Origin of the sequence: Glycocaulis abyssi (assembly GCF_041429775.1) — a bacterium.
Taxonomy (GTDB): Bacteria; Pseudomonadota; Alphaproteobacteria; order Caulobacterales; family Maricaulaceae; genus Glycocaulis; species Glycocaulis abyssi.
In genome coordinates this window covers 2,007,520-2,024,861 of record NZ_CP163421.1, presented here as the reverse complement: position 1 = coordinate 2,024,861, position 17,342 = coordinate 2,007,520, and the positions used below count along the sequence as shown (strand labels likewise).

Annotated in this window: 12 protein-coding genes; 6 read left to right on the top strand and 6 right to left on the bottom strand. The window is 64.3% G+C overall.

Features of this window, described 5'->3' with window-relative positions; all coding sequences use genetic code 11:
* Window positions 1-120: 120 nt before the first annotated feature.
* A complete protein-coding gene (gene pyrF / locus AB6B38_RS09775) occupies window positions 121-810 on the bottom strand; it encodes an orotidine-5'-phosphate decarboxylase (RefSeq protein WP_371392663.1) in 690 nt (229 codons plus the stop codon).
* A complete protein-coding gene (locus AB6B38_RS09770; RefSeq protein ID WP_371392662.1) occupies window positions 807-1,634 on the bottom strand; it encodes an SDR family NAD(P)-dependent oxidoreductase in 828 nt (275 codons plus the stop codon). Before AB6B38_RS09770 ends, pyrF begins: the two co-directional genes overlap by 4 nt.
* 172 nt (window positions 1,635-1,806) lie before the next feature.
* Between AB6B38_RS09770 and AB6B38_RS09765 the strand changes: the two genes are divergently transcribed.
* From AB6B38_RS09765 to AB6B38_RS09745, 5 genes are all read left to right on the top strand, one after another.
* Complete coding sequence (locus AB6B38_RS09765; protein WP_371392661.1) at window positions 1,807-3,033, top strand: argininosuccinate synthase; 1,227 nt, start codon at window positions 1,807-1,809, stop codon at window positions 3,031-3,033.
* Between the two features lie 50 nt (window positions 3,034-3,083).
* On the top strand, window positions 3,084-4,355 hold the full coding sequence (locus AB6B38_RS09760) for a hypothetical protein (protein ID WP_371392660.1): 1,272 nt from the start codon (window positions 3,084-3,086) through the stop codon (window positions 4,353-4,355).
* A gap of 66 nt (window positions 4,356-4,421) precedes the next feature.
* Window positions 4,422-6,842 (top strand): DNA translocase FtsK 4TM domain-containing protein, encoded by a 2,421-nt coding sequence (locus AB6B38_RS09755; RefSeq protein ID WP_371392659.1) that lies wholly within the window; start codon window positions 4,422-4,424, stop codon window positions 6,840-6,842.
* A gap of 45 nt (window positions 6,843-6,887) precedes the next feature.
* A complete protein-coding gene (gene nth, locus AB6B38_RS09750) occupies window positions 6,888-7,577 on the top strand; it encodes an endonuclease III (RefSeq protein ID WP_371392658.1) in 690 nt (229 codons plus the stop codon).
* A gap of 77 nt (window positions 7,578-7,654) precedes the next feature.
* Window positions 7,655-7,810, top strand: coding sequence for a hypothetical protein (locus AB6B38_RS09745; protein WP_371392657.1), 156 nt, complete (start codon window positions 7,655-7,657; stop codon window positions 7,808-7,810).
* Window positions 7,811-7,815: 5 nt separating this feature from the next.
* Here AB6B38_RS09745 and AB6B38_RS09740 read toward each other — a convergent pair whose 3' ends face one another.
* From AB6B38_RS09740 to katG, 3 genes are all read right to left on the bottom strand, one after another.
* Window positions 7,816-10,623 carry a phosphoenolpyruvate carboxylase gene (locus AB6B38_RS09740; protein WP_371392656.1) on the bottom strand — a complete coding sequence of 936 codons (2,808 nt, stop codon included), beginning with the start codon at window positions 10,621-10,623 and terminating at the stop codon, window positions 7,816-7,818.
* Between the two features lie 57 nt (window positions 10,624-10,680).
* Window positions 10,681-12,138 (bottom strand): aspartate aminotransferase family protein, encoded by a 1,458-nt coding sequence (locus tag AB6B38_RS09735; RefSeq protein WP_371392655.1) that lies wholly within the window; start codon window positions 12,136-12,138, stop codon window positions 10,681-10,683.
* Between the two features lie 157 nt (window positions 12,139-12,295).
* On the bottom strand, window positions 12,296-14,473 hold the full coding sequence (katG, locus tag AB6B38_RS09730; protein WP_371392654.1) for a catalase/peroxidase HPI: 2,178 nt from the start codon (window positions 14,471-14,473) through the stop codon (window positions 12,296-12,298).
* A gap of 366 nt (window positions 14,474-14,839) precedes the next feature.
* On the opposite strand from katG, the gene AB6B38_RS09725 reads away from it, so the two are divergent.
* Complete coding sequence (locus tag AB6B38_RS09725) at window positions 14,840-15,631, top strand: formylglycine-generating enzyme family protein (protein ID WP_371395091.1); 792 nt, start codon at window positions 14,840-14,842, stop codon at window positions 15,629-15,631.
* Here the strand turns inward: AB6B38_RS09725 and AB6B38_RS09720 are convergent, their stop codons facing one another.
* Window positions 15,632-17,338, bottom strand: a complete 1,707-nt coding sequence (locus tag AB6B38_RS09720; protein WP_371392653.1) for a sulfatase-like hydrolase/transferase — start codon at window positions 17,336-17,338, stop codon at window positions 15,632-15,634.
* Window positions 17,339-17,342: the final 4 nt, after the last annotated feature.

The window sequence follows — 17,342 nt, the reverse complement described above, 5'->3', positions numbered from 1 at the left end:
TGGTTACGCCCTCGTCCTTCGAGACGCCACTGCGTGGCTCCTCAGGATGAGGGCTTGGGTCGTGCTTTTCCCTCATCCTGAGGGCGAGCGAAGCGAAGCGTCTCGAAGGACGAGGGAAAACTAAATTCCCGCCATCTCCGCATTGATCGCGAGCGCGGCTTCTCGCGGGTCGGGGGCGGCATTGACCGGCCGTCCGACCACGATGCGGGTGGCACCCATCGAGATCGCCTCCGCCGGTGTCGCGATACGCGCCTGATCGTCGGCAGAACTGCCCGCCGGGCGGATGCCGGGGGTGACGATGTCAAAGCCGTCGCCGAAGCGGGCGCGCAGCTCTGCGGCCTCGTGGGCGGACGCGATGACGCCGTCACAGCCCGCTTCCAGCGCCTGCTCGGTACGCATCAGCACGAGATCGCGCGCGCCCTTGGCAAAACCCATTTCTTTGAGCATGGCATCGTCATAGGAGGTCATCACGGTGACGGCGAGAAGCTTCAGCCCCGTCCCCTCGCGGCCCTTGTGCGCGGCACGCATGACCGGCGGCTCGGCATGGATGGTCAGGTAATCGGCCCCTGAAGGCGCGATGGAGCGTGTGGCCTTCTCCACCGTGGCGGAGATGTCGTGCAGCTTGAAATCGAGGAACACGCCGTGCCCTGCGGCTTTGAGCTCGCGGCACAGCTCCATCCCGCCCAGCGGGAAAAGTTGCAGGCCGATCTTGTAGAAGCAGCCCGCATCGCCAATCGCGGCCACGAGCTTTTTCGCCCCGTCAATGGTCGGCAGATCGAGCGCGGTAATGAGGCGGGCATCGGCGCTCACTGGCTCGCTCCCGCCCGCGCTGCCATGCGCTTTTCCTGCGCGCGCATGATGGCCCGGCCCACCGGGTCAGGCAGGACTTTGGAAAGGGCGGTGAGGAATTTGTACCAGGCACCCGGCACACGCAGCACTATGCCGCGCTCTACCGCGTCATACCCTGCGGTTGCGACTTCCTCTGCCGTCAGCATCCAGAATTTCGGCATTTGCGAGACGGTCGAGCGCGCGCCGTTCACATCGTGGAATTCAGACCATGTATAGCCCGGCGCGACGGCGCTCACATGCACGTTCTTGCCCGACAGCTCCAGATGCAGCGCCTCGGAGAATTTGATGAGCAGGCTCTTGGCGCCCGGATATAGCGTACCGGAAAAACGGGTATGGGCGTTCGCGCTCGGCAGCAGGGCCGAGACCGAGGACACGTTGATGATGCGGCCAAACCCGCGCTCCGCCATGCCCGGCGCTACCAGGTGGGCAAGGGCGAGATAGTTGGTGACCATGAGCTGCAGGAAGCGCGCCTGATCGGTCCATTTCGTCTCGATGAAATGGCCCGGCTGGCCTGCGCCCGCATTATTGACGAGGCCGTCAACCTGGCGGCCCGCATCCTCCACCGCCTTGACGATCTCCTTGGGCGCGTTTGCCTTGGAGAGGTCTGCCGCGATGATGACGCTGTCCACGCCAAAGCGCGCCTTCATCTCCTCGGCCAGTTCACGCAGCCTGTCCTCGCGGCGGGCAACCAGAGCCAGATCCCAGCCCTTGCTGGCAAACTGTCTCGCGAAGGCCGCCCCGATGCCTGACGAGGCTCCTGTTACGATAACCAGATGGCGGGCCATGGGGGTCACTCCTTATCCTGTCGCGTTGGCGCGGAAAGTGACGATGCTTGGCTCGCTTGTCCAGTGCTGCTCGGCGCGCGGCGGGACGATACGCATCGGGCGCTTTCCTGCCAGCCTCCTTCCCACTATGGTGCGCCGCCGCAAAGCCTGCCTGAAGAAAGGAACCCCGCCCATGTCCAAGTCCGTCAAGAAGATCGTCCTCGCCTATTCGGGCGGGCTGGACACGTCGGTGATCCTGAAATGGCTGCAGGACCATTATGACGCGGAGGTTGTCACCTTCACCGCTGATCTGGGGCAGGGCGAGGAGCTGGAACCGGCTCGCCGCAAGGCCGAAAAGGCCGGCGTGAAGGAGATCTATATCGACGATCTGCGCGAGGAGTTCGTACGCGATTACTGCTACCCCATGGTGCGGGCCAATGCCGTCTATGAGGGTCAGTACCTGCTCGGCACCTCCATCGCGCGGCCCCTCATCGCCAAGCGGCTTGTCGAGATCGCCCATGAAACCGGCGCGGATGCCGTGGCCCACGGCGCGACCGGCAAGGGCAATGACCAGGTGCGCTTTGAGCTGGGCGTGGCCGCCCTCGACCCGGACCTCAAATGCATCGCGCCGTGGCGCGAATGGGATCTCAACTCACGTACCAAGCTGATCGCCTATGCCGAGGCCAACGGCATCGAGGTGGCCATGGACAAGCGCGGCGAAGCGCCCTTCTCGGTCGATGCCAATCTCTGGCACACCTCCTCTGAGGGCAAAATCCTTGAAGACCCGGCCGAGGAAGCCTCCGACATTGTCTATCAGCGCACCAATGACCCTGAAGCTGCGCCGGACAAGCCGGAATACATCACCATCGGGTTTGAGCGCGGCGATGCGGTGTCGATCAATGGCAAGGCGCTCTCGCCTGCCACGCTGCTGACGAAGCTCAACGAGTATGGCCGCATTCACGGCATTGGCCGTCTGGACCTCGTCGAGAACCGCTTTGTCGGCATGAAGTCGCGCGGCATTTACGAGACGCCGGGCGGGACCATATTGATGATGGCCCACCGGGGTATCGAGCAGATCACGCTTGATCGCGGCGCGATGCACCTGAAAGACGAGCTGATGCCGCGCTATGCCAAGCTGCTCTATGAGGGCTTCTGGTTCAGCCCTGAGCGCGAGATGCTGCAAGCCGCCATCGACCACTCCCAGCGCCATGTGACCGGCGAGGTGCGTCTGAAACTCTACAAGGGCAGCGTGAATGTGGTCGGCCGGTCCTCGCCCGCTACGCTCTACTCGCTGGCCCATGTCACCTTCGAGGAAGACATGGTCTACGACCAGAAGGACGCAGAAGGCTTTATCCGCCTCAACGCCCTGCGCCTGAAGCTGATGGCGCGGCGCAAGCGCGTGCTGGGCGAGAACGACTAGCAGCCATTGCGGCTTGCCATCAGGGGCGGTGAGGGCAAACCTCCCGTCCCATGATCACACTTGCTCTTGCCCTTGCGGCCTCGCTCGCTCTTTCCGATACACCCGCGCCCGGCTCGCTTCTGGGCCAGTCACAGGCCCTGCGCGCTGAAACGCGCATGCTGGCGGCTGAAGGCGACTGGGCAGGCGCGGCGGAAGCCAATGCCGCCGCGCTGGCGCTTCAGCCGGGCCATTTCGGGCTGCTGACCAATGCGGTGGCGCTGGCGGCCAATGGCGGCGATCTGGATGGTGCGCTGGATGCGCTCGATGCGCTCATCCAGGCGGGGTTCAGCCTTGATCTGGCGGCAGCGCGCGGGCTGGAAGCAGCGCTCCAAGAACATGCACCATCCCGGCTTGCGGCCTTGCGCGAACGGATGGCGCAGAACCTTGTGCCGGTAGGCCGGGCCGAGCGCTATCTGTCGGTGCCGCTGCCCGATGCGCTGGTTGAAACTTTCGCGGTCGATATCGATGCCGAGCGGCTGTATCTCGGTGCCGTGGCTGATGCCTCCATCTATGCGGTGCGTCTTGACGATCCGCGCAATCCTGAACGCCTGGCCGGCCCGGAAGACGGCATGGGTTCGGTGTACGGCATGGCGCTCGACGGACGTAACCGCATTCTCTACGCCGCCACCGCGCGTACCGCGCTGACGCCTGAAGGGCTACCCGGCGAACGTGAGACCGCCCTGATTGCGTTTGATCTGTTCACTGGCGAGATTTCCGAGCGTCATACAATCGCCGGTGCCGGACGTTTCTCCGATGTCGTGGTGCAGGACGGTATCGTCTATGCCAGCGACAGTGTGGAGGGGCGTATCTACACGCTGACCGCGCCGCGCAATGTTCTTGAAATTTACGCCGAAGACAGCCGGTTTGCCTCCCTGCAGGGTCTGGCCGTAGCGCAGGGCGCGCTCTGGGTGGTGGACTATGCCACGGGGCTGTGGCGCATCGATCCGGTCAGCCGCGAGGCTTCGCGGGTAGAGGTGCTCGAAGGCAGCCTGATCGGCTTTGACGGCCTGACAATCGACAGCTATGGCGAGCTTTATGGCGTGCGCAACGGCGTGCAGCCGCATGGCGTCTTTCACATCGCGCTGGACGCCTGGGGGCAGCAGGCGACGGTCCGCCCGGTCCTGACCGGCCACCCGGACTTTGATGAGCCCACCACCGCGCGCGTGTCTGACGGGCGATTGTTTGTGCTGGCCAATGCGCAGTGGGAGCTGTTTCCTGAAGACGGCTCGCCGCCGCAGCGCGAACGGCGCGATCCGGTCATCCTCTTCATGCCGGTGCCCTGACGCCCGGTATTTGATTAACCGGCATTTACCAGCCGGGAAGATTTGCCCGTCACACTGGCGCGCGACATGGCCAGAACATCCACCTCATCCCGCGCCGCCAGCCGCGATGCGCCCCTGCCAGCCCGTGCCGGATTGCTGTCTCGTATATGGTCGGTAGTGATTGGCGGCGCGATGACCGCGTCGGCCGCCTTGGCGCTGATTGCCATTTTCAGCCACAACCCGCTCGACCCCAGCCTGAATGCCGCGACCGGCCAGAGTGTCAGCAATCTGGCTGGCCCCTCCGGCGCTGTCGCCGCTGACCTGCTCCTGCAGACAATGGGCTGGGCGGGCGCGGGCCTCGCGCTGATCGTGCTGGGCTGGGGCATTATCCTTACCCTGCAGGGGCCGCGCCGGCGGCCCTGGCCGGTGGTGCTGTTCCGGATTGTGTGCGGCGGGTTTGCGCTGCTCGGCTTTGCCATGGCGGTTGCGGCCCTGCCGGTGCCGGTCAGCTGGCCGTTCGCATCGGGCCTTGGCGGTCTGCTTGGCGATAGCCTGCTTGCCAGCATGTCAGGGCTGGCGATGCAGGCGGAAATCGGCGGTGCCAACGCGATAGCCGCCGTGCTGGGCCTGCTGGCGGCAATCCTGGGCACATTTTTCTGCTTCGGACTGAACACGCATGACCTTGCCGCAGCCAGCGCCGCTGCGGTGACGGTCTGGAACACGGTGCGCGGCTGGGCCGAACGTCTGGCCGATGAACTGCCCGCGAGCTGGCGCAGCGCCGAAGACCGCCCGCTGGAAATAGATGGCGAGGCGCGCGCGGAGAATGCCCCGGCCATTCTGCGTGGCGGACGCGCGCCCGCAGCCGGCATGGCCACAACGCGGCGCAATGTGGAGACCGCAGCCCGGACCGCCCCTGACGTGAAGATCGCCCCCAAGGGCAAGCCGAAAGCCTCCGACCGGGAAGCGCGCGAGGCGCAGGCCGCCTTGCCTTTCAGCTCTGGCTCCGAGTTTGAGATGCCGCGCCTTGACCTTCTGGCCAGGGCGACGCCGCGCAAGGATGTGGTGGACGCCGATGGTCTGCGCCAGAACGCCGAATTGCTGGCCGCCGTGCTGGGCGATTTCGGGGTCAAGGGCGAGATTGTCGAGGTCCGCCCCGGCCCGGTGGTGACGCTCTACGAGCTGGAACCGGCACCGGGCGTGAAGACCAGCCGCGTCATCAACCTCGCCGATGATATAGCCCGCTCCATGGCCGCTGTCGCCTGCCGGGTGGCGGTGGTACCGGGCCGCAATGCCATCGGCATCGAACTGCCCAATACCAGCCGGGAAACCGTCTTCCTGCGCACGCTGCTCTCTTCTTCCGGGTTTGAGAAGAACCGCGCCGAACTGCCGCTGGCGCTGGGCGAGACCATTGGCGGCGAGCCGTTTACCGCTGACCTCTCGCGCATGCCGCACCTGCTGATTGCGGGTACGACCGGTTCAGGTAAATCGGTAGGTATCAACGCCATGATCCTGTCGCTGCTCTACCGGCTGCCGCCCGAAGAGTGCCGCATGATAATGATCGACCCGAAAATGCTGGAACTGTCCGTCTATGACGGCATTCCGCACCTTCTCTCGCCGGTCGTGACCGATCCGAAAAAGGCCGTCGCGGCGCTCAAATGGACCGTGCGCGAGATGGAAAGCCGCTATTTGCGCATGTCCAAGGTCGGCGTGCGCAACATGGCCGGCTTCAACGAGAAGGCCGCAGAGGCGCGCGAGGCAGGCGAGATGCTCAGCCGCACCGTCCAGACCGGCTTTGACCGGGAAAGCGGTGAGCCGGTCTACGAGACCGAAACGATCGAGCCCGATCACATGCCCTATATCGTCGTGGTGATCGACGAGATGGCCGATCTGATGATGGTGGCGGGCAAGGAGATCGAGGGTGCGGTGCAGCGTCTGGCGCAGATGGCGCGCGCAGCCGGCATCCATGTCATCATGGCCACCCAGCGTCCGTCGGTCGATGTCATCACCGGCACGATCAAGGCCAATTTCCCGACCCGTATTTCCTATCAGGTTACTTCCAAGATCGACAGCCGCACCATTCTGGGTGAGCAGGGGGCCGAACAGCTCCTCGGGCAGGGCGATCTGCTGCTGATGGCCGGGGGCGGGCGTATACGCCGCCTGCATGGTCCCTTCGTCTCCGACCGTGAGGTGGAGGAGGTCGCAAGCTTCCTGAAAAAGCAGCGCGCGCCGGAATATCTCGACGCCGTCACAGAGGACATCGAAGAAGAGGGCGGTATTCCCGGCCTTGATGGCGGGGAGGGCGGCTCCGGCGATGATCTCTTCGATCAGGCCGTGGCCGTGGTGGCGCGCGACCGCAAGGCATCAACCAGCTATATCCAGCGCCGCCTGCAGATCGGCTATAACCGCGCCGCCTCGCTCATCGAGCGCATGGAAGATGAGGGCATGATCGGCCCGGCAGATCACTCCGGAAAGCGCGAGATCTACCTGCCGGAGCGGGAACGGGTCTAGCGTACACCCTTGCCCTGGCCGCCCGCTCCCGCTAGCTCCACTGCCATGAGCGAAAAGCCAAAACCCCGCAAGAAGCCCGTCCCGCGTGCGATCCCGCGCGCCGATGCGGCGGCGATCTTTGAAACCCTGTCGCGCATCATGCCCGAACCGAAGACCGAGCTGGAATACACCAACCCGTTCACGCTGGTCGTCGCCGTCGCCCTGTCTGCGCAGGCAACCGATGTCGGGGTGAACAAGGCGACCCGCCGCCTGTTTGCGGTAGCCGATACGCCGCAAAAGATGCTGGCGCTCGGCGAGGACGCGGTGCGCGAGCACATCAAGACAATCGGGCTGTTCCGCAACAAGGCAAAGAATGTCATCGCGCTCTCGCGCATGATTATCGAGGAGTTTGGCGGCGAGGTGCCGCAGACCCGCGACGAGCTGATCCGCCTGCCGGGTGTCGGCCGCAAGACGGCCAATGTCGTGCTCAACGAGGCGTTCGGCCAGCACACCATAGCCGTCGATACGCATATATTCCGCGTCTCCAATCGTACGAAACTGGCGCCGGGCAAGACGCCTGACGCGGTGGAGGCGGGGCTGGAGCGCATCACGCCGCCCGAATATCTCAAAGGCGCGCATCACTGGCTGATCCTGCACGGGCGCTATGTATGCAAGGCGCGAAAGCCGGAATGCTGGCGCTGCGCGATTGCAGAGTACTGCCGCTTCAAACCCAAGACGCCCCCGCCAGGGAGCTGACGCGAGGGAACCGGCTGACAGCACGAACGTTTCTCCTTGGCGCTCCCCCGTGGCGGGGCAGGCAGAGGAGTAGTCAGATGCGTTCCAACCAGAAGCTTGTGTATGCCGGTGTGGCCGTTTTGCTGATTGTCATCGGCGCTGTCGGCTATGCGATGTGGCGCGACAGCCAGACCAATACGATGGAAATCAATATCGGCGACGAGACCCTGCGTATCGAGACCGACGGGCGGTAGTCAGCCTACCCTATCGCCCGGTGATAATGGCTGATCGCCACGCTCACTTGCGTGATCAGCGGGTGGAGCTGTTCCAGCGGGCGCACGATGCGCGCCTGAATCTCAGGATATCCCCGCAAGGCCGGTGAATCGGTGGTGCTCGGCTCCTCAATGGCGTCGAGCGCGCTGAGCGCCTCGCTGGCCTCGGGGAATATCTCGTCGAGCGCGGCCACGGCTTCGGGAATGCGCAAGGCCAGCACCAGATCGATCAGGTCAGCGCGCGTCAGATCGTGGCGCGGCGAGAAGCCCGGCAGGCGCGATATGATGAGGAAAGCCTGCATGATAAGCGCCTGCCGCACGGCGTGCAGCGCCTCGATTGCCTGCCGGTCGGGATCATCGCGCCAGCCCTGATCGGCAATCAGCTGGTCAAACTTCATCAGATCGGCAGAGAGATGGTTGGCGAGCCGTACAAGCGCCGTGTGGCGCGACTGATCTGACAGCCGCCCGGCGAGATCCAGAAACGCACGCTGCATGGCGGGCGAGCGTGCCCAGGCAGCGCGCCCGGTCCATTCGCTGGCATCAAACAGGCGCGCATAGCCGCGCAGCGCGCTCAGGCTCGTCAGGGTGCGCGCTCGCATGACCATGGCGATGAGGTTCGCCATCCTTGGAGAGCGCTCCATCAGCGCCGCCATGCGTTCGGGTTCAGACTGGGTGGACGCGCCGATACCGCCCGACACGTTCACCGGAATGGCCAGTTGCTGCAGGGCGGCATTGTGCGGAATCGCGCGCAGCATGGAGAGGTCCAGCGCCTGGCCCGGCGCGCCGGGCCGCTTGGCCTTGCGCGAGCCGGACTTGACCAGCATGTTTGGCGCAAAGGCGGTAATCGCGTTGCGGTAATCGGCGTTCTCGAACAGCGCTTCCTGCCAGCTTTTCAGGGCGCGGTAGATGTCCCAGGTGTAGTCGATCTCGGCGTAGAACGGATCGGCCTTGTTGCCGTCGGGTATGTCCAGCGCATGCAGCGCCGTCTGCAGGACAACAGAATCGGCCAGCTCCTGCCGGGCGAAATGCACGAAGCCGTCACCGCCCTGATAGCTGGTCTCATGGACCAGAGGCACGCCCGCAGCCTTGAAGCGCGACCGCGCCCAGGGGGTCAGCAAATGATCCAGCCGCTGTGCCAGGCTGCCCGGATGCGCGCCGCGCCCCATGGATTCGCCGTGCGTGTTGAAGACGACGATCTCGATATCCTTCACGCCATGGCGCGCCAGCGCGCGGGCGACGAGGATATGCAGGCGCTCAATGGCCAGCTCCGCGCCCGCCTGCCCCATGAAGCGGCCCGCGTCAGAGAAACCCAGCTGGATGGACAGCCGTCCGCGCGCCTCGACATAATCGCGGTAGGCCGGCTCGCTGATGAGCCGGTCGATAAGGCGTCCACCCCGCTCCAGCGCTTCAGGGGTCTCGAACAGGGGTGAGATATCCACCTTGTCAGCGACGCCATAAAGCCGCGCAAGATAGACCGCGCCCATGACGGTGGCCGGTGTCTCGCACTCGGCCAGCAGGAAGCGGATCGGTGTATCGGCGTCGATATGCTTGAGGAATTGCGCGCACATCATGAACTGGCGGCGCGCCGTCATCTGTTCAACGAAAACGGATGCAAAGCTGACACTGTGCAGTTCGGCGCTCTGGGCGCGCTCGGCGGCGCGGGCAAGGGCAAGGCGGCCGAAATCCTCCTCATCCTCCTCAAGTCCCAGATCGGCCCTGACCGCGCTTTTCAGCTGGGCTGCATTGATGCGCAGATGGATATGGGCCGCGCCAAGGCCCGCTGATGCCATCTCGGCGCGCAGCGCAGCAAGGGCTGGCCTGTTCTCGTCGGTAGCGGCTTCAATGGCGTCATCAAGCTCGCTGATAATGCCTTTCAGCGATACCAGCCTGTCGGCATGCGGCGCGGTCAGGGCGTTGGCGGCGCGTACCACGGTGGCGGGGCGCTCCAGATCACCCTCGAACAGTTTCGCATGATCGCGCGCGCGGGCTCCGGCACGCTCCAGACGCGCTGCCAGCGCGCTACTGCCAGCCTCGCCGGCAAGGCGGGCATAGCGCTCCAGCTGGATGGCCTTTTCCTCCAGACGGAAGGCGATGGAGCGGCCCCAGTGAATATCGGTGCGGCCATCAAGATCATAGCCGACCCAGCTGGCCAGCGAGATGAGATCGGGCTTTAGCGTGTGCCAGCGATCCGGGAAGTGGCGGCGGGCGGTGTCGAGGATGAGCCGGTCAAGCTCGGTGATAGCTTCGCGGGCCCGCGCGAGCGCCTCTTTCACCGCGTCATGCTCGCTTAACAGGGAGATATCCTCATCCGGCCCGTGCGCCAGCCTGTCCGGATTGGCCGGCGTACCGTCCACGGCGGCATTGGCGAGTGCGGCGCGCATGGCCTTTGACAGCGCAAAAGTGGGATGGGCGGTAAATACGATGCCTGCCTTGCGGCGGGTCACGGCCTCGGCGTAGGCGTCAAAGCCCTTGGCCGCCAGCGTGTCAAGACGGGCTTTGACCGCCTCCAGCGCTGCACCCGACAGCCCGTCAGCGTGCAGCGCCCGAAGGGCCTTTGCGCGTCCGGCCAGTCCCATATCAGCCAGCTCGCGGACAAGCGCGCCCAGCCCCTCCACCGATACCGCGCCGCGATGCAGGCCGGAGAAAATCTCGTTGGCCAGATCCCCGACCGGGTTTTTCAGCGGCGCATCCCAGTCATCGCCCCACCCGCCTTTCAGCGCGTCAAGACAGTAGGCGGCCAGCGCGTCCGGCGTGCCCGGCAGGCGTGTATCCGGGTGATCGGATCGGGTGGTCATGGCGGTGCCTTCTGCAAGGGGTTCGGGCAGGCAGGCTAGCGGATATGCTGCACTGCGTCAGGTGTCCGCTGCTGCGCCCGCCGGCTTGGCGTAGAGCCGGTTGATATATTCCTTCAATATGCGGTCGCGCGCCTCGAACGGCATGGCATCCATCAGCGTGTTGATGGGCCGCATCTCGCCGGGCATGCCGCCCGTGCCTCCGGCAAACATGCTCTCCATGGCGTCCAGAAGGTCGGCCGGTTCCATCGCCGTGATGGCGGCGATCTCGTCTGCAGACGGCGTGGCGACGTGATATTGCGGATCGGCGCGCAAGCGCGTGGTCTCGGCGCGCAGATCGTCCAGCATGGCATCGATATGAGGCGCGTTGGCCGGGCCGATGGAGACGTGCAGATTGGCCGGAGAAGGTCCATGCCCGAACTGGGCCTGCAGGAACCAGCCCCTGGCCTTCATCGCGTCGGCCAGCGCAAATATGTCAAACCCTTCAGCCGCAAAGGCCAGCAGATTGCCCGGCGGATTACCCAGCAGTTTCAGCCCCTCGATCTCACGGATGCCCGCGCACATTTTCGCTGAGGCTTCCTGCGTGATTTTGGCCAGACGCAGATAGCCGTCCTCACCTATGAAATTGAGCGCGGCCCAGGCCCCGGCAATGGGTCCGGCGGAGCGGCCAGACTGGATGGTCGGGTTGACGATCGTGTAGCCGGTCCAGCCCGACCAGGCGAAAATCTGGTATTTGCGAAGCTCGCCATTGGCATAGAGCACGCTCGATGCGCCCTTGGCGGCGTAGCCCCATTTGTGAAAATCGAGCGACATCTGCGTCACGCCCGGCGTGGAAAGATCAAAGGCCTCCACATCCGCGCCCAGCTTGCGGATAAAGGGCAGATACATGCCGCCGACACAGCAATCGACATGGAAAAGCACGCCCGCTTTCAGCGCCACCTGGCCGATGGCGGCAATCGGGTCGATAACACCATGCGCGTAGGAGGGGGCTGATCCGACCAGCATTATCGTCTGGCCGGTTATCGCCTTGTCCATGGCGCCGGGCAGGGCGGTGAAGCTCTCCGGATCGACCGGGGTGATGACTGGCTTCACGTCGAAATAGGCACACGCCTTGAAGAAGGCGGGGTGCGCGGTTTCCGGCAGGACCAGCTCCGGCGCGGTGATGTGGGGTCTGGTGGCGCGGGCATGGTCGCGCGCGGTTTTCACCGACAGCAAGATGCTTTCAGTGCCGCCGGTGGTGAAGCTGCCCTTGGCGCCGGGTGGCGCGTTCTGCAGGTCCAGCGCCATGGCGATGACATCGCGCTCCAGCTCCAGCGCGGACGGAAAGGAGGTCGGGTCGATACCGTTCTCGGTCAGAAAGGCCGAATAGGCTTTCTTCACGACATCCATGGCCTCGGCGCCGGCATCGTAGATATAGGCAAAGACGCGCCCCTCCTGCCAGCGCACATCATTGGCCTTGCGCGCTTCAAGTTCAGCCAGAAGCGCGTCGGCCGCGCGGCCCTTTTTCGGAAATGTCATGGATACCGGCTCCCTGATGGACGGGCGTTTTTTTAACTGCACCCTTGCCGGTGACGCTATCGGAGCCTTGGCATGGATCAAGTCCTGGAGCGGGAAAAAGAAACGCCCGGATGCGGGGAAGCATCCGGGCGCTGGCATTTAGTCAGGCAAGGTTCTCTTAGGCGGCCAGATCGAACCGGTCCGCGTTCATCACCTTGGTCCAGGCGGCCACGAAGTCCTTGATGAACTTCTCCTTGTTGTCGTCCTGGGCATAGACCTCCGCATAGGCGCGCAGGATCGCGTTAGAGCCGAAGACGAGATCGGCGCGCGTTGCGGTCCAGCGGGTCTTGCCGGTCTTGCGGTCGATAATGTCGTAGGCGTTCTTGCCTTTCGGCTCCCACTTGTAGGCCATGTCGGTCAGGTTCACGAAGAAGTCGGTCGACAGGGCGCCTTCCTTGTCGGTGAAGACGCCGTGCTTGGTACCGCCATGATTGGCACCGATAACCCGCAGGCCACCCAGCAGCACCGTCATTTCCGGTCCGGTCAGGCCCATGAGCTGGGCGCGGTCGAGCAGAACCTCTTCGGGCTTGGCATCGTAATCGCTGCGGATCCAGTTGCGGAAACCGTCCGCGAAGGGTTCGAGCGATTCAAAGCTGTCGCCATCGGTCTGCTCGGCGCTAGCATCGCCGCGGCCCGGCGCAAACGGCACCTTCACATCGTATCCACCGGCCTTGGCCGCTTTCTCGATACCCACATTGCCCGCCAGTACGATCACGTCGGCAAGGCTGGCTCCAGCCTCTTTGGCAATCGGTTCGAGCACGGAGAGCACCTTGGCCAGGCGCTTGGGCTCATTGCCTTCCCAGTCTTTCTGGGGGGCGAGGCGGATGCGTGCGCCATTGGCGCCGCCACGCTTGTCAGAGCCGCGATAGGTGCGCGCGCTGTCCCAGGCGGTATTGACCATGTCAGTGACGCTGAGGCCGCTGGCGGCGATCTTCGCCTTGACCTTCTCCACATCATAGCCGGTCGGGCCTTGCGGCACCGGGTCCTGCCAGATCAGCTCCTCGTCCGGCACGAACGGGCCGTAATAATTCGCTTTCGGGCCCATATCGCGGTGGGTCAGCTTGAACCAGGCGCGGGCAAACGTGTCGGCGAAATAGTCCGGGTCTTTGTGGAAGCGCTCGCAGATAGCGCGGTAGGCCGGGTCGACCTTCATCGCCATGTCCGCATCGGTCATGATCGGATTGTGCTTGATGGAAGGGTCGGAGGCGTCGGGAACCTTGTCTTCCTCGGCAATGTTGATCGGCTCCCACTGCCAGGCACCCGCGCGGGACTTCTTCACTTCCCATTCGTATTTGAACAACAGGTCGAGATAGCCCATGTCCCACTTGGTGGGGTTGGACGTCCACGCGCCTTCAAGGCCGGAAGTATGGGCGGTGTTGGCGTTGCCGTCGAAACCGGGATTGTCCCAGCCAAAACCGGCAAATTGCAGATCGGCCGAGGCCGGGTCCACACCCACCTTGTCGGCCATCGTGCCGCCATGGGCCTTGCCAACGGTGTGGCCACCCACGGTCAACGCCGCGGTTTCCTCGTCATCCATCGCCATGCGGGCAAAGGTGGCGCGCACGAACTTGGCCGTCTCGGCCGGGTTCGGATTACCGTTCACCCCTTCCGGGTTCACATAGATGAGACCCATATGGGAGGCCGCCAGCGGATTTTGCATCGTGTTGGCATCGTCCAGCGACGCTACGCGCTCGTCGGACGGTGCGAGGATCTCGCTGTCGCTGCCCCAGTTGATGTCGATTTCCGGGCCCCAGATGTCTTCGCGGCCAAAGGCAAAGCCGAAGACTTTCAGGCCCATATTCGCGTAGGCGACCGTGCCCGCCAGAGCCAGAAGGTCAGCCCAGGACAGGGCATTGCCGTACTTCTTCTTCACCGGCCAGAGCAGACGGCGCGCCTTTTCAAGGCTGGCATTGTCCGGCCAGGAATTGAGCGGCTCAAAACGGATATTGCCCGAGCCAGCACCGCCGCGGCCATCGCCCAGGCGGTAGGAACCGGCCGCGTGCCAGGACAGGCGGATGAACAGGCCGCCATAATGGCCCCAGTCAGCCGGCCACCATTCCTGGCTGTCGGTCAGCAGCGCATCGACATCATTCCACACGCCCTTGAAATCGAGCGATTTGACCGCCTTGCGGTGATCGTAATCGACGTCCATCGGGTTCGCGCGCGCACCGTGCTGGTGCAGGATATCGAGATTGAGCGCGTTCGGCCACCAGCGGGTAGGGTGCGTGTTGAAGCTGGTATTGCCGCCATGCATGACCGGGCACTTGCCCGTCATCTTCGCATCATTTCCGTCCATGTGAATCTCCCATACTGGTGGCGTGTCTTGAGGGGCAGACGCGCAACGCCAAAGAGGGCGTGCCCAGCGCCCGGTAGGCTATGTGTATCAAGCGGGCCGTGCGAAATTAAATCGATTATCCTGATTGACGGTATAGTCGAAGTTTATGCTGCGTGCGCAAAACAGAGAAAATCTTTATGGATTGCGACTGGCTCGCAAGTCTGGTTGACGGGTGATGAGGGAATTTTTCGCATGAAGAACAATGGGCTGGGTCTGGCGGTGTTGCTGGCCGGGATGGCGGGCCTTTCTGCCTGCGGCGGTAGCGAAACATCTATCGAAGCCTGTCTGCCGTTGACCCTGCCCGACCCTGAATCTCCCGCATCGGGCATGGTGTGGGTGCCCCCCGGCACCGTCCAGCTGGGATCAGAGGACTTCTTCCCCGAGGAGCGCCCGGTGCGCAGCGCGCAAGTGGATGGCTTCTGGATCGGCATTCACGAGGTTACCAATGGAGAGTTCGCCGCCTTCGTGGAGGCGACCGGATATGTGACGCTGGCTGAGCGCGATGGCCCGGATGTGGGCGGGGGCGGGGTGTTCGGCCCCGGCGTGCAGGTGCGCGACTGGTCGGATATCCGCACCTGGTGGCGCTTTGATCCGCGCGCGAGCTGGCGCCAGCCACAGGGGCGCTCCAGCACGATTGAGGGCCGGGATAGCTGGCCGGTGGTCCAGATCGCCTATGAGGATGCGCTGGCCTATGCGCGCTGGCGCGGCCATGACCTGCCCGGCGAGGCCGAATGGGAGCATGCCGCGCGCGGCGGCATTGATGGCGCGCCCTATGTCTGGGGCGATGAGATGCGCCCGGACGGGGCCTTTATGGCCAATCACTGGCAGGGCGTGTTTCCGGTGGAAGATAGCGGCGCGGACGGTCATGCCGGTCTTGCCCCCGTCGGCTGCTATGCGCCCAACGGGTACGGGCTCTACGACATGGCGGGCAATGTCTGGGAATGGACGCAAGACGAATGGGGGCAGCCGGGCTTCCGCGTCATCAAGGGCGGGTCATTCCTGTGCTCGGACAGCTATTGCCACCGCTACCGCCCGGCGGCGCGCCAACCGGGAGACGAGCGCTTCTCCACCGAGCATCTGGGCTTTCGCACACTCTGGCGCGGGCCTGCGCCAGACTGATCAGCGCTGGCGGGTGAGCACCAGAATGAGGCCGCCGCCCAACAGTGCCAGAACAAGCATGCCAAGCCCGATCAGCATCAGGCCATGCTGGTCCAGGAAGGCTTTCCAGCCCAGCGCGGCGATGCGCTCGGCGGCATTGAAGCCTTCTGGCACCGGGATTACGCCGACGCGCGCCTCGTAGGCGGCATAAGCCTCCATCATCGATGCCAGAATTTCCGGCTCTGAGTCCGCAAGATCGTGAGCCTCACCCGGATCAGTGGCGAGGTTGAAAAGCCGCCATTGCCCGTCGCCGAAAGGCGGCATGCTGCGTACCAGCTTCCAGTCCCCGCGCCAGAGAGCGGACATGCCCGACATTTCAAGGCCCACTGCATCGTCCAGGCCATAGATCGTGTCCGCTTGCCCGGTCAGCACCGGAACCAGAGACCGCCCGGTTATCGGCTCGCGTTCGTCAAGCGGGCGGGCGCCCGCGATATCCAGCAGGGTCGGGGCGATATCCGTGACGAAGCTGAAGCCGGAGACCAGGCCGCGTGCCTCCACGCCCGGCCCGGCGACGATCAGCGGAACGCGCAAGCCCCCTTCGCCTGCGTGAAACTTGAACAGGGAGAGTGGCGAGGCTGAGGCGGTCGCCCATTCCGGGCCGATAAAGGCGTAGGTGCGCCGCTCGCCCAGATCGTCCACGTCAAGCGAATAGCCCTGCATGGCGAGCCACATGCCAAAAGCCCAGTTATCGGTGGGATGATTGTATTCCGGGCCATTGTCAGACAGCACGATGACCAGCGTATTCTCCAGCCTGCCTTGCGCGTCCAGCCAGTCCAGAAGCCGTCCGACATGATGGTCAGCCGCTTCCAGCATGCCGGCGGCAACCTCGCGGCTGGCAATGGCAAACTCGCGCTCGCGCCGGGATAATTGCTCCCAGTCACGCAGCCCTTGCGGTTGCTCTGCCAGCTCGGTGCTTTCAGGGACCAGCCCCAGCGCGATGGCGGCGCTGCGGCGCTCGTCGCGCAGCACGTCCCAGCCCGCATCATAGCGGCCCGCATAGCGCTCGGTGAATTCGCGCGGGGCCTGAAGGGGGATGTGGTTGGCCTGTAGGGACAGCACGGCCAGGAAGGGACGGTTCACGTCCCGGTCGCCGATATAGGCGATCAGCCGGTCGGTCAGAAACTCGGACGAATAGAAATTGTCGGGAAATTCCTGGACGGGTTCGAAATCCTCCCACCATTCGGCGTGGGTATAGTGAGGCAGATAGGTGCGGTGCTCCCAGTTGTCGGCGCCAGACGAGTCCAGAATGAAGCTGCGGTCAAAGCCGCGCGCCGCCGGGAGCGAGGTCGACGACCGGCCAAGATGCCATTTGCCGGTGATGAAGGACTGGTAGCCGGCCGCCTGCAAATGTTCGGCGATGGTGGCCACGGCGGTATTGAGCTCGCCCTCATGGCCGGGCTGGTCCTGATATTCCGGGATGACAAGGTGTTCGAGCGTGGGAATGCCGGTGCGGTGACTATCCGCGCCGGTCATCAGCATGGCGCGCGTCGGCGCGCAGGTGGGCGCGACGTGAAAATTGGTGAACTGCGCGCCGCGCGCCGCCAGCGCGTCCATGTGCGGCGTTGCTATCTCGCTGCCATAGGCGCCCAGATCGGTGAACCCGATATCATCGAGAATAACGATCAGGATATTGGGCCGCTCATCGCCGGACGCCGGTGCGCTGAGCACAAAT